6 protein-coding genes are annotated in these 13958 nt (G+C 64.0%); 2 read left to right on the top strand and 4 right to left on the bottom strand.

What is annotated here, in order from left to right; all coding sequences use genetic code 11:
* Nucleotides 1-24 precede the first annotated feature (24 nt).
* The gene (locus QVG61_RS04560; RefSeq protein WP_289932156.1) at nt 25-1044 is read left to right on the top strand and encodes a multicopper oxidase family protein; all 1020 of its coding nucleotides are present in this window, start codon (nt 25-27) and stop codon (nt 1042-1044) included.
* A 316-nt stretch (nt 1045-1360) separates the two neighbouring features.
* Nucleotides 1361-4528 (top strand): bifunctional diguanylate cyclase/phosphodiesterase, encoded by a 3168-nt coding sequence (locus QVG61_RS04555; RefSeq protein WP_289932155.1) that lies wholly within the window; start codon nt 1361-1363, stop codon nt 4526-4528.
* 560 nt (nt 4529-5088) lie between these two features.
* Here QVG61_RS04555 and QVG61_RS04550 read toward each other — a convergent pair.
* From QVG61_RS04550 to QVG61_RS04535, 4 genes are all read right to left on the bottom strand, one after another.
* A complete protein-coding gene (locus QVG61_RS04550; RefSeq protein WP_289932154.1) occupies nt 5089-8157 on the bottom strand; it encodes an EAL domain-containing protein in 3069 nt (1022 codons plus the stop codon).
* Nucleotides 8158-8359: 202 nt separating this feature from the next.
* Nucleotides 8360-9766, bottom strand: a complete 1407-nt coding sequence (nhaD, locus tag QVG61_RS04545) for a sodium:proton antiporter NhaD (RefSeq protein WP_289932153.1) — start codon at nt 9764-9766, stop codon at nt 8360-8362.
* Nucleotides 9767-9782: 16 nt separating this feature from the next.
* Entirely contained in the window at nt 9783-11744 is a 1962-nt protein-coding gene (locus QVG61_RS04540) for an SLC13 family permease (RefSeq protein WP_354671183.1), read from the bottom strand.
* 242 nt (nt 11745-11986) lie between these two features.
* Entirely contained in the window at nt 11987-13804 is a 1818-nt protein-coding gene (locus tag QVG61_RS04535; RefSeq protein ID WP_289932152.1) for a SulP family inorganic anion transporter, read from the bottom strand.
* Nucleotides 13805-13958: the final 154 nt, after the last annotated feature.

Here is a 13958-nt window from a genome sequence, read left to right as displayed (position 1 = left end):
AACAGATTACCGAGGAGAACAATCATGTTGACGATCCACAAACAGCGGTTGATGATGCGCGGCGGCATGGGCGGCGGTGGCGGTGGCACCGGAGGCGGTAGCACCGGAGGCAGCGGCGGCGGCCGCACCTTCAGCTATCTGGCCTCGCCGACCAGCGTCAGCGCCCGCATGAATGGCAGCCTGACCATGGCCGACGGCGCCTCGCTGCGCACCTGGTACTTCGGGGGCGGCTTCAATGGCGACCGCGCCCTGGCCGGACCGGTGCTGGAAGCCAACGAAGGCGAGACGGTCCAGATCACCCTGAGTTCGATGATGCCGCACACCATCCACTTCCATGGCCTGGACGTCGATCAGGCCAACGACGGCGTTCCCAGCACCTCCGGCTATGTCGGCCGCAGCATGGGCGGTGGCGGTTTCGGCCGGGTCGGTGATGCACCCAGCCTGGGCACCTCCTATACCTACACCTTCGTCGCCCCCCATGCCGGCACCTACATGTACCACTGTCACGTGGACACCGTGCTGCACTTCGAGATGGGCATGTACGGCACCGTGATCATCCGGCCGGCAGACGGTTCCACCAATGTCGCCTGGGCTGGCGGACCGACCTTCGACAAGGAGTACATCTGGCAGCTCGGCAGCTTCGACAGCAGCTGGCACGGCGAAATGGTCAGCGGTGCAGGCACGGTCCGCTACCGTCCCGACTACTTCATGATCAACGGCCGTGACGGCGCCAACGCTGCCTCCGACCCGACGGTTGCGGTCAGCGCCGGCGCCGGCCAGACCGTGCTGATCCGGGTCAATGGCACCAGCTACATGCCGGCCATGATCCGCCTCGGCGGCCTGCCCTTCCAGGTCATCGCCTCCGACGGCCGCCCGCTGCCGGCACCGATCACGGTCACCGAACAGCTGGTCTGCGCCGGCGAACGCTACGACCTGTTGCTGACCCTGCCGAACTCCGGCCAATATCAGGCCAGCGTCGACTATTACGACATCCGGCGTGCCCGACTCCTGGGCAGCGTCAACACCACGCTCACCGTCGTCTGACCACTTGCCGCCGGGGCGCCTGCCCCGGCGGCCCTTCCCTGCCGTGACCGCCCGCCAATCCCTTCATATGGGAGGGGTTTAACGCTTTTTACGATCATTGACGCTATTATTGATGAGGAATGGCGGAAACCGCCGCTCAGCGCCGCTTCCGCCACACAACGCGCATGCCACGACAAGCAGGGACGCCAGCCAGGGCGCTGCAACCCAAAGGACGGCCAGGGTGAGGCCGCCTGCCGAGATACCCGGAGTATCGACAACTCAGCCCTCAGAGTGTGGTAGGTATGCATTGCCCAGCATCTGATCACGGTCCGCAGCGATGACCCTGTCCCTGCCCGCCCGCAACTTCCAGCGCCGGCTCCTGAGCCTCATCGCCCTCACCTGGACCCTGCCACCGGTCATCGGCTTTGGCTGCCTGCTGTTCATCCGCATGTTCACCCCGGAGCAGGTCGCCACCGTACTCAGCACACCGCTGGAACCCGCCTTCATCCTCCTCTCACTGCTGCTTGCGGTTGGTTACTTCCACCGTTTCAGCACGCCCCTGCTTCACTGTCTGGAACAACCCGACAGATGCGACCAGCCGGGGCTGGAACGGCGGCTGCGCCGCTTTCCCCTCCACTACTGGGGACTGTTCCTCGGCTATCTGCTGCTGGCACCGGCCTCGGTGATCCTCAGCGCCGAGCTCTACACCGACTTCCGCGCCACCCCCATCGATTGGTTCCGCATCCATCTGGTGGCGCTGATCGTCTCCATCCTGGTCGGCCTGCCGATCTTCTTCGCCATCTTCGACCTGTTCGGTCGCAGCTTCGGTGGCTTCCCGCTGCAGCGGCCGATACTGACCATCAAGAGCCGGGTCTTCCTCATCGGCGCGCTGGTTCCGCTGCTGATCGACACCATGCTGGTTCAATACTACTGGACGAGAACCGGCTACTTCACCCGCGAGACCTTCCTCATCTGGCTAATGATGGAGATCCTCGCCATCGCTGGCACCCTGCTGTTTCTGAAGAGTTTCGAACAGTCCCTGCAACCGCTGCACCGGCTGCTGCAATGGCCCCATGCCATATCACCAGGCCTTGGCATCGCCCTGCCACGACCATCCACCACCGATGAACTCGGCCTGCTCGCCGCCCATCTGCGTCATACCCTGGACGAACAGCGCCTGCATCGTGAGCAACTGGCCTTCGGCAACCAGCTGCTGATGGAAGGACAGACCACCGAGGGCATGGCCCGCCTGTTCGAACTGGTGGTGGACAAGACCCGAACCACCCTGAACAGCGATCTCTGCCTGCTCTTTCTGCACGACCCCGGCAGCGAGCGCCTGCTGGCGGTAGGCTACAGCAACGCCCCCTTCCGTGCCGAAGGCCACTTCCAGCTCCCCCTGGACACGCCCTCGCTGGCCGGCAAGGTCTTTCGTAACGGCCGACGCCATGCCCTGGAGACGGCGGCCACAGACCCCTGTGCCAGCGCCCCGGTCCTGCGCCCGTTCGCCATCCGCTCACTGGCCGGAGCCCCCCTGCTGCGAGGCGGCAAACCGATCGGTGTGCTGTTGCTGGCCCATTGTCACCAGCGGCATCGTTACGGACAGCGCGAACTGGACAGCCTAGAGGCCTTCGCCCTGGAGGCAGCACTGGCCCATGCCTTCTGCGAAGACCAGCGCCGGCAGCAGCGGATCGAGACCGCGATCCGGCAGATCATGGACGGCATCTCGACGACCATTGGCGAGGCCTTCTTCGACGCCGTGGCCGGGCGCATGGCCCCCATCCTCCTGGCCGACGCCGTGGGCATCGGTGTTCTGGCCGAGGGCCATGACGACCGCATTCAGACCCTCAGCTTCTACCTGGATGGTGAGGCCCAACCCAACCTGGTCTACCCGATGGCGAACACCCCCTGCGAGACCGTCGTCGGTCAGCAGAACCGCAGCTATCTGCATGACGTGCAGAAGGCCTTCCCCAAGGACGGGTTTCTGGCCGAGCTGAAGATGGAGGCCTATGTCGGCATCCCGCTGTTCGATTCCAGTGGCAAGGCGCTGGGCCTGCTGTTCGCCCTGTTCCGCCGCCCCCTCCAGGACAGCGGCTTCCTTGAATCCGTGATGGGTATCTTTGCCGTGCGCGCCGCTGCCGAGATCGAACGCCTGCAGACCGAGGCACAGATCAAGCATCTCGCCTACCATGACAGCCTCACCCAGCTGCCCAACCGCGAGTTGCTGCAGGACCGGCTGCAACAGGCCCTGGCCCATGCCCAACGCCACCAGGGATGTCTGGCAGTGATGCTGCTGGACATCGATCACTTCAAGGCGATCAACGACTCGCTGGGCCATCCGGCCGGTGACCAGCTACTGGCACAGATCGGCGCCCGCCTCAACGATTGCATCCGCCAGGAGGACACCGTGGCCCGGATAGGGGGCGATGAATTCGTCATCCTGCTCACCGATCTGGGTGACAATATCCAGGCCCTGCAGCACGCCAGCCAGGTGGCCGAGAAGGTCCGCGAACAACTGGCACCACCCTATCTGATCAACGGCCACAGCCTGAGCGTCACCCCCAGTACCGGCATCGCCCTCTATCCCACCGATGGTTCCAGCGCAGACGAACTGCTCAAGCACGCCGATATCGCGCTCTACCAGGCCAAGGGCTCGGGCCGCGACAACTACACCTTCTTCTCGGCTCACATGAACGTCGCTGCCGTCCAGCGCCTGGAGCTGGAAAATGAATTGCGCCGCGCCATCGAAAAACAGCAGTTCGAGCTGTTGTACCAACCCAAACTGGATATCACAGACGACCGCATCCTCGGTGCCGAGGTCCTGCTGCGCTGGCAACATCCGGAGAAAGGGCTGATCACACCCGATCAGTTCATACCGTTGGCAGAAGAGACCGGCCTGATCATCCCCATCGGCCAGTGGGTCATCGAACAGGCCTGCCGCCACGCAGCCAGACTCTGTCGCATGGGCCCGGCCTGCATGTTTGAACATGGCCTGTCCATCAATGTCAGTCCGCGCCAGTTCCGGCAGGACGACTTTCTCGACCGACTGGAGGCCAGCCTGGCCCGGCATGGTATCGACGGGCGCTGTCTGGAGGTGGAGATCACTGAGAACCTGCTGATCCACGATACCGCAGAGGTAAGCCGACGACTCGAGGCTCTGAAACAGCATGGCCTGAAGATCGCCATCGACGATTTCGGTACCGGCTATTCCTCGCTCTCCTATCTGCAACGACTGCCCATCGATACCATCAAGATCGACCGCAGCTTCATTCGTGACATGGCCGACAACCCCAACGATATTGCCATCGTCGAGACCATCCTGACCATGGCCCACCACCTGCAGATCACCACTGTCGCCGAGGGTGTGGAAACCGCCCGCCAGCTCGAGATCCTGCGCCGCCTCGGCTGCTCGGCCTACCAGGGTTTCCATTTCAGCCCGCCGCTGTCGCAGACAGACTTCTGCGCTCTGCTGGAGACAGCGCCAGGCCCCCATCGGAAACAGGACTGAACACCCAGCCTGGCGGCTGTTCGAATCCTTGGTGCAATATCCCCTCCCCTTTGCCTCGATCGCGGCCTGGAGGCCGCTCCTACGGGGCATGGCGGCACAATGTGTTTTGTAGGAGCGGCCTCCAGGCCGCGATTGGCGTGGTGTTGAGTCTGCCGGATTCAGGCAATCGTAGCGAGCAGGGCGGGAGAGCGAGCACAAATCTTCACGATTTCGAGGCGCAGAGTGGGCATACGCAACGAGAAATCGGGGGTTCGGGCCGCCCTCCCAACCGCGCAGTAGATAGGTCCCGGGTCCGACAGACTCCTAGCCCGGATATTGCACCAAGGCCCCGGATGATGGCGTACCTAGACCCGCGGGGATCGCGGCCTGGAGGCCGCTCCTACGGGGCATGGCGGCACAATGTGTTGTAGGAGCGGCCTCCAGGCCGCGATTGGCGTGGTGTTATTGCCCCGGACATTGCACCAAGGCGACCCGCATGATTGGACTTCAGGCTGGTATACAAGGCCAGGCTGCTTTGCCAGCTTCGCCCTGGGAATCGAATCCTTGGTGCAATATCCGGGCTAATCGACGGCATTCCCAGCCTTGCCGGCAACCTCTCTGACGAAACGGGCAAAGGCCTCCGCTTCGAGTGGATGGCTGAAATAATACCCCTGATAGGCACGGCAACCCCTGGCCTGCAGCAACTCCAGCGCCTGCTGCGTCTCCACCCCCTCAGCGACCACTTCCAGCTCCAGATGCGCGGCCATGGCAAGGATGGTCTCGACGATTGCGGCATCGCCAGGATTGTCGGCGATATCACGAATGAAGCTGCGGTCGATCTTGATGGTATCGATGGGCAGTCGTTGCAGATAGGAGAGCGAGGAATAGCCAGTGCCGAAGTCATCCAGCGAGAAACCGATCCCCGCCGCCTTCAGCACCTGCATCTTTTCGATGGCCTCGCCGACACTATCCATCACCACCCCCTCGGTGATCTCCAGCTTCATGGCACGGGGCGTGACGCCCGCCCCCGCAAGGATATCGAGTACCCGCTGACTGAAGTCGGCCTGGTGAAACTGGCGTGGGCTGACATTGACGGCCAAAGCGCCGACCTGCGCCAGCATGCCATTCTGCTCCCATTCCCGGATCTGGGCAGCGGCGGCCCGCAGCACCCAGTCACCGAGATCCAGGATCAGACCGGTCTCCTCGGCAATCGGGATGAAGGCATCCGGCGGTACCATGCCCCGCGCCGGACTGTTCCAGCGCAGCAGGGCCTCGGCGCCGAGCAACCGGCCTTCGGCATCGAGCTGCGGCTGGTAGTGCAACACCAGTTCCTCGTTTTCCAGGGCCTGACGCAGATCCTTCTCCAGCGCCAGCCGGGCATCGGCCGCCGCCTGCATGCTCGGCAGGAAGAAACGTACCGTGTTGCGCCCCGCATCCTTGGCCTGGTACATGGCGCTGTCGGCATGCTTGAGGATGTCGTCCACGCTCTCCTTCTCGCCGACGTCACCCGGAAACAGCACGATGCCAAGGCTCGCCGTGAGGTAATAGATATGGCCTTCCAGGTCGTAGGGATCCGCCAGCCGTTCCGCAATCTTCTCGGCCACCGCCTGGGCCTCGAAGCCCGCCTGGTCCAGCTCGCTGCTCAGTTCGGGCAGCAGGATCACGAACTCGTCCCCGCCGAGGCGCGCCACGGTATCCTCCGCCCGCACCTGATCGATCAGTCGCCTGCTGACCTCGCGCAGCAGCAGGTCACCGATGGGATGGCCGAGGGCATCGTTCAGGGTCTTGAAACGGTCCAGGTCGAGAAACAGCACCGCGCCGTGCAGACCACGCCGACGGGCAACGGCCAGTTCGTGCTCCAGGCGATCCAGAAACAGGCGCCGGTTGGGCAGCCCGGTCAGGTCGTCATAATAGGCGAGGTGCTGAATGCGCGCCTCCGCCCTCTTGCGCTCGGTGATATCCTGCGAAGTACCGATATAGTGCGTAACACGCCCTGCCGAATCCTTGACTGCGGTGATGGTCAGCCACTCGGCATAGAGTTCACCGTCCTTGCGCCGGTTCCAGAGTTCGCCCTGCCAACGACCGGTATCCCTTATCATCTCCCACATCTGGCGGTAGAAACGCCTATCCTGGCGCCCTGACTGGAGGATACGCGGGTTGTTGCCGACCAGTTCCTCGGCCGAGTAGCCGGTCATCGCCGCCATGGCGGGGTTGACGCGCTGGATGGTGCCCTCGGCATCCGTGATCAGGATGCCGGTATGGCTCTCGAAGGTGGTGGCAGCCAGGCGCAGCTCCTCGGCCGCCTCCATCTGCTCGCTCACGTCCTGCACCGTGCCAATGGAATACAGCGGCCTCCCCTGTTCGTCGTAGAAGGTCTCGCCGCGCTCGATGACGTGCTTGATCCTGCCGTCCTCGAACAGCAGCCGGTGGGTGACCTGGTAGGGGCGGTGTTCGCGTACCGAATCCTGGTAGGCCTGATCGACCCGCTCCCGGTCTTCCGGATGCACCCGTTCCAGAAAGGCCTCGTAGGAGGCGCCGAACTGGGCCGGGTCGATCTCGAAGATGCGGAAGATCTCATCTGACCAGCGCAGCGCACCACTGCCGATATCCAGTGTCCAGTGCCCAAGGCGGGCAATGCGCTGTGCCTCGCGCAGGCGGCGCTCACTGTCGTGCAACGCCTGTTCCAGACGGTATTCTTCGGTCACGTCGCGGAACACCAGCACCACACCGCGGATCCGGCCGCTGTCATCACGAATCGGCGCCCCGCTGTCAGAGATCTGCCGCTGCCGGCCCTGACGGTCGATCAGCGCTGTATGATTGGCCAGGCCAACCACGCTGCCCTCGCGCAGCACCTTGGACACCGGGCTCTCCACCACCGCACCGGTCTCGCTGTTGACGATCCGGAACACCTCTTCCAATGACCGACCGCGCGCATCGGCTTCCTGCCAGCCGGTGAGTTGCTCTGCAACAGGATTCATGCGCGTCACCCGCCCCTCCGCATCGGTCGCAATCACCGCGTCACCGATGGAATCGAGGGTGATACGCAAGTCCTGTTCGCTGGTGACCAGGCGCCGGTGCGCCTGGTCGAGGATCTGCCGGGAACGGTTCAGTTCACGCATCCGGCTGTACAGGAGATAGGCCACCAGCAGAAACAGATAGACCAGCAGGCCCAACCCGCTTAGCTGAAGCAGATGAGAAGCACGGCGCCCATCCTCGATATCCCGGTGGATCGGCGCCTCACCATCGGCCAGGCGGTACAGGGCGGCGAGAAACAGGCTGTCGGCACGCAATACATGCTGGGCAAGATGGCCGTTCTGGCCGTCGGCCGACTCATTGAAATGTCGGCGCAGATCAGACTCCGCCTCCATCCAGGCGGACAGCGTCTGCTCGAAGACATCGATGCTGCGGATCAGCCTCGCGTTGTAGAGACCGGCCTCACGGTACTCATCGACCCGCTGCCGCAAGGCGCCATCATCCCTCCAGCCTCGCAGTTCAGCATCCGCCAGGGCCTCACCCTGCTCGCGTCGCGACAACCAGCCTTCCTGCGCAACCTTGAGAGCGAGCATTTGCGGACGCACCGCATCCAGCATGCGCAGCGCCACCTGCCCCTGCTCGCCGCGCTTGATACGCGCTGGCAGGTCAGTAATCACCAGGATTGCAGCAAAAGCGAGAATGCCAAGCAGGGCGGCGCCCCAGAAGAGCAAGGTGCCGCGGGGATTGAAGAGCGAAAACACATCCGCTGGCGGTTCACCCGTGCTTGTCTGCTGATGCGCTACAGCCATGATTCCCAGTGTAGCCAGCAATAAAAGGCTTGCCAAGCAAAGCCCAGGGGGCAGGGAGCCGTTCCTCCGCTCAGAAATAGGCGCTGTTCAACCAGAGGTGGGTATAGATACTGGCCACATAACCCAGGGCGATCACCGGCAGCCACTTGAGATGGCCGAAGAAGGTGTACTTGCCACGCGCCTGGCCCATCAGCGCCACACCGGCTGCCGAGCCGATGGATAGCAGGCTGCCGCCGACACCGGCGGTCAGTGTTACCAGCAACCACTGGCCGGTAGGCATGTCAGGGTTCATGGTCAACACGGCAAACATCACCGGGATGTTGTCGACGATGGCGGAGAGGACACCGACCGCGACGTTGGCGGCGGTAGCGCTCCATTCGCCGTACATCATTTCCGAGGCCATGGCCAGATAGCCGAGGAACCCCAGGCCACCGACACAGAGCACCACGCCGTAGAAGAACAGCAGGGTGTCCCATTCGGCACGCGCCACCTTGTTGAACACGTCGAAGGGCACCACATCACCCATGCGGCCACCGGCCTCGCGGTTGAGGTCGATGTGGCTGGTCTTCTTCAGGTAGTAACCGAAGAACTGCAGATAGGCCAGGCCGGTAAGCATGCCGATGACCGGCGGCAGCCCCAGGAAGTTGTGGAAGCTCACCGCAGTGACGATGGTCAACAGGAACAGGGTGATGATCCGCCGGGCGCCACGCCGCATCGGCACCCGCTCGTCGCTGGATTCCGGTTTCACGCTGGGAATGGCGAAGTGCATGATCACCGCCGGCACCACGAAATTCACCAGCGAAGGGACAAACAGGGCAAAGAAGGTCCAGAACTCGACGATACCCTTCTGCCAGACCATCAGCGTGGTGATATCGCCAAACGGACTGAAGGCACCACCGGCATTGGCCGCCACCACGATGTTGATGCAGGCCAGGCTGACGAAACGGACGTTGTCGCCGCCCACCGCCAGCACCACCGCGCACATCAACAGGGCGGTGGTCAGGTTGTCGGCTACCGGCGAGATGAAGAAGGCCAGGAAACCGGTCATCCAGAACAGGGCGCGGAAACCGAAGCCCTTGCGCACCAGCCAGGCGCGCAGCGCATCGAAGACCTGGCGTTCGTCCATGGCGTTGATGTAGGTCATCGCCACCAGCAGGAACAGCATCAGCTCGGCGTATTCCAGCAGGTTGTGGCGCACGGCATGCTCGGCCAGCTCGCTCATGCCATGGCTGGCGTAGACATAGCCGATCATGCCCCAGATGATGCCGGCGGCGAGGATCACCGGCTTGGACTTGCGCAGATGGGTGAACTCCTCGGCCATGACCAACAGATAGGCCAGCACGAAGACGCCGATGGCGGTGTAGCCGATGGCGCTGTCGATCAGCACCAGCTGCTCGTGCCCTTCACCGCCGGCGGCCGCCGCCAGACCGGGCAGCAGCAGTATCAGGTAGGGCAGCAGCAGGAATGCCTTGCTCACATCGATCCCCTTCGATTCAGAAGATGAGATTCATCATCAGCATCATCACCACCAGGAACAGCACCGTCATGATGCCGCCGGCACGCATGAAGTCCGGCACCCGGTAGCCGCCCGGCCCCATGATCAGCGCGTTCACCTGGTGGGTGGGGATGAGGAAGGAATTGGACGTGGCGATGGCCACGGTGAGGGCGAACACCGCCGGATCGGCCCCCACCTGCAGGGCGATATTCACCGCCAGGGGCACCAGCAGCACGGTGGCGCCTACGTTGGACATCACCAGCGTAAAGAAGGTAGCCAGTGCGGCGATGGCACTCTGGATCACCCAACCCGGCATCTCACCGACCACCGACACCGTCTGCTCGGCGATCCAGCGTGCGGTGCCCGTGGTCTCCACTGCCAGTCCCAGAGGGATCAGCGAGGCGAGCAGGAACACCGTCTTCCAGGAAACCGCCTCGTAGGCCTCCTCGATCTTCAGCACCCCGGACAACACCATGCCCACCGCGCCGGTGAGCAGCGCGACCGAGAGGCGGATGTCCGTGAACAGCACCATGGTCAGGGCGATGCCGAAGAACACCAGCGCCGCGCTCACCTTGTGCGGCCGCAGCTCCTCGTGCGGGTACTCGGTGGTCACCACCACGAAGTTGCGGTCCTTCTCCAGCCGCGCCAGGGCATCCCAGGTGGTGTGCACCACCAGGGTGTCACCGGCCTCCAGCGGCATGTCGCGGATGCCGTCACCCTCGCGATAGGTCTCGCCACGGCGGTGCAAGGCAACCATGGCGATACCGTAGGTCTTGCGCATCCAGACATCGCGGGCACTCTTGCCGATCAGCTGCGAACCCGGCGGGATGACCACCTCGGCGATACCCGCCTTGGTCGCGGCCAGGGACTCGGCAAAGGTCTCCAGGTCGTCGCGCAACTGCAGACCGTACTTCCCGGCGAAGGCACGGATGTTGTCCGGCGAGGCGAGGATACCGAGCACGCTGCCGGCCTCGATGCCGATGTCGCGCGCCAGGCCACCGGGTCCGATGCGCAGGTCGTCGGCACCGCGCAGCGCAGCGATGACGCGGATTTTCTCATCGTGCTCGATCTCGTCCAGGGTCTTGCCGACCAGCGGGCTGCCGACCGGCACCACCAGTTCGTACAAGGCATAGTCCAGGCCATAGACGCTCTTGAAATAGTCCATGGCATTGGTGGCCGTGGCGCCGCCATCCTTCTGCTCGCTGACCGGCAAAACGAAGCGGCCGACGACCACGAAATAGAGAATACCGGTGATCACCAGGGCGATGCCGACCGGCGTCACCGAGAACAGCGACCAGGTGCCCATCTGCTGATCGGGGGGCAAGGCCTTGTTGGAAGTGAGGATCAGGTCGTTGAGCAGGATCAGCGGGCTGGAACCGACCATGGTCACGGTGCCACCGAGGATGGCGCAGAAGCCCATCGGCATCAGCAGGCGCGACAGGGGCAGCCCGGAACGGGCCGAGATACGGCTGACCACCGGCAGGAACAGGGCCGCGGCGCCGACGTTCTGCATGAAGGAGGAGATGAAGGCCACGGTGCCGGAGATGATCGGGATGATGCGCTTCTCGGTGGTGCCGCCGACCTTGAGGATGTAGGCCGCGACCTTGCTCATCAGGCCGGTGCGGTCCAATCCGGCGCCGATGATCATCACCGCGATGATGGAGATCACGGCATTGGAGGCAAAGCCGTCGAACAGGTGCTGGGTGTCGACCAGCCCCTCCTCCAGCCCCATCAGCGGCGCCAACAGGGTGGTCAGGCCAAGCAGCACCATGATGGTCACCGCCGCCACGTCCACCTCCACGATCTCGAAGGCAAACAGATAGATGGTCAGCAGCAGGATGGCCGTGACCCAGGCGATCTCGATGGTGGGTACCACCTGGGCCAGCCCCAGGGCCACGGCCGCGAACACCACCGCGGCCACCACGGATTTGATGGGAAATCCCTTCTTCTCGTCAACCAACGCCTGCCCCCCCTGAATTTCAGGAAAATCCACCCACTGTGCAGTCCTTAGCCGCCGCAGCCGGCCATTCTGGCGTCCGTCGCAGCCGAGCCCCTCCCGGCACCGGGAGAAGGCAGAGGCGCTGCACTGCTCAAGGATCCGCCGCCCCTGTGGTACCAGGGGCGGCAAATTTTTGAAGGGTACCTGAAGGCGCGGTTCACTTCCACTTTCCGTGCCACTCCGGACCCGGCCCGCCGATCAGTTCAGCGCGCCCCCTGGACCTCGTCGGCGACCGGCTTTTCGAGGCGGGGCACGCTGGCACATTCGCGGAAGACGCGCACCTCGCAGTGCTGGCAGATGGACTTGTCCAGCTTCTGGAAGATGGCGGTGATGGCCGCGGTCTTCGACTGGAAGACGTGGTTGGCGCCGATCACATCCAACGCCCCGCTGCTCTCCAGCGACTCCCAGAGCCCTTTCTTGACATGGATCAGATACAGGGCACCACCCCGCGCCCGGCGCTTGCGGGCCTCGGCCGCCAGCACGTCGCTGCCCGCGACGTCGGCGAAATTGATGCCCGCGGCGACGATCGCCAGATGGGTCTGTTCCGGGTGTTCCTCCTCCAGCCTGGCAAATGCCTCCTGAACATGACTGATGGAGCCGAAGAACAGCGAGCCGTCGATGCGCAGGATGTGCAGCTGCGGGCACTGAGGCAGGGCCGGATCGGTATTGAAGGCCCGGTTCGGCAACCGCGGATCCGGCGTCCGGCTGATGATCCGCGGACGCGAGACCCGCATCAGATAGATCACCAGCGAGAGCATGACGCCGAGGAAGATGGCGAACTCCAGCTCCAGGAACAGGGCGCCGAAGAAGGTCAGGGCCATGATCGCTGTCTCGCTGCGGCTGGCCTTGAGGATGTGACCGATCTCCTTGAAGTCGATCAGCCCCCAGGCGACCAGGAACAGGATACCGGCCATGGCCGCATTCGGCAGGTAGGCGGCCAGCGGCGCGACCAGGACCACGATCAGCATCAGCAGGGAGCCGGCGAACACGGCGGCCAGCGGCGTCTTGGCGCCGGCCTGGAAGTTGAGCCCGCTACGGTTGAAGGAGCCGGTGGCCACATAACCGGAGAAGAAGCTGCCGGCGATGTTCGACAGGCCCTGGCCGAGGAATTCCTGGTTGCCGTCGATACGCTGACCGGAACGCGCCGCCAGCGAGCGGCCGATGGACACCGCCTCGGTGAGCGCGAACAGGGTCACCGCGAACACCGTCGGCGCCAGATCACGCAGCGTATCCATGGAGAAATCAGGGGCCGACAGTGGCGGCAGGCTCTGCGGCAGGGCGCCGACGGTACCGATGGCGGTCACCTCGGGGCCGAAGACCTGGTTGAGCAGCAGCGCCGCCAGACTGCCCACCACCATGGCCATGATCAGATAGGGGATCTTCGGCAGCCAGCGCTTGGTGGCGATGCCGGTCAGCAGGGTGACGGTCGCCACCCCGGCGACATACCAGTTGATGTTGGGTATCTGGCCGACGAAGCTGATCAGCACGTCATGCAGATGGCCGCCCCGCGGGATGGGCACGCCGAAGTAGTTCTTCAGCTGCTTGCTGGCGATGAGGATGGCGGCGCCGGCGGTGAAACCGACGATCACCGAATGGGAGATGAAGTTGACCAGCGCCCCCATCCGCGCCAGGCCCAGGGCCAGCTCGGTGATGCCGACCATGAAAGTCAGGGTCAGGGCCAGGGTCACGTAATGGGCACTGCCCGGCTCGGCATAGTTGCTGAGCGCCGAGTAGAGGACGATGGAGGCCGCCGTGGTCGGCCCCGATACCAGGTGCCAGGAGGAACCGAACAGGGCGGCGACGATGGCCGGCACCATGCCGGCATAGAGACCGTATTCCGGCGGCATGCCGGCGATGGTGGCGAAGGCCACGCCCTGGGGCAGCACCACGATGGCCCCGGTCAGGCCGGCCAGGAAATCCTCGCGCAGACTGCGGCGGTTGACCATCGGCCACCAGAGCAGGAAGGGAAAGAAACGCAACAGCCAGTCTTGCCGGAGACGGGGTTTCGAAGTCGCTTGCATGGGACACCCGGTTCTTGTTAGGACCATCACCACCCAGCCACACGCCGGTACAGGCCGGCGGGCTGGCCGAAACCTCCACGGCAGGTCACCCGGACCTGACCAGAGGCCAGTCAGAGATCTTCGTCACCAAGGGCAAAAGATCGAATCCGGCACG

The organism is Thiohalobacter sp. IOR34, assembly GCF_030406045.1.
In the GTDB taxonomy this organism is placed as follows: Bacteria; Pseudomonadota; Gammaproteobacteria; order Thiohalobacterales; family Thiohalobacteraceae.
Note: the sequence above shows the minus strand (reverse complement) of the source record. Positions and strands in the feature narration are given on the sequence as shown.

What these genes read in the sequence shown, in the direction of transcription:
- QVG61_RS04560 (WP_289932156.1), top strand. Translation starts at nt 25, where the DNA reads ATGTTGACGATCCACAAACAGCGGTTGATGATGCGCGGCGGCATGGGC.
- QVG61_RS04535 (WP_289932152.1), bottom strand. Translation starts at nt 13,804, where the DNA reads ATGCAAGCGACTTCGAAACCCCGTCTCCGGCAAGACTGGCTGTTGCGT.
- QVG61_RS04555 (WP_289932155.1), top strand. Translation starts at nt 1,361, where the DNA reads ATGACCCTGTCCCTGCCCGCCCGCAACTTCCAGCGCCGGCTCCTGAGC.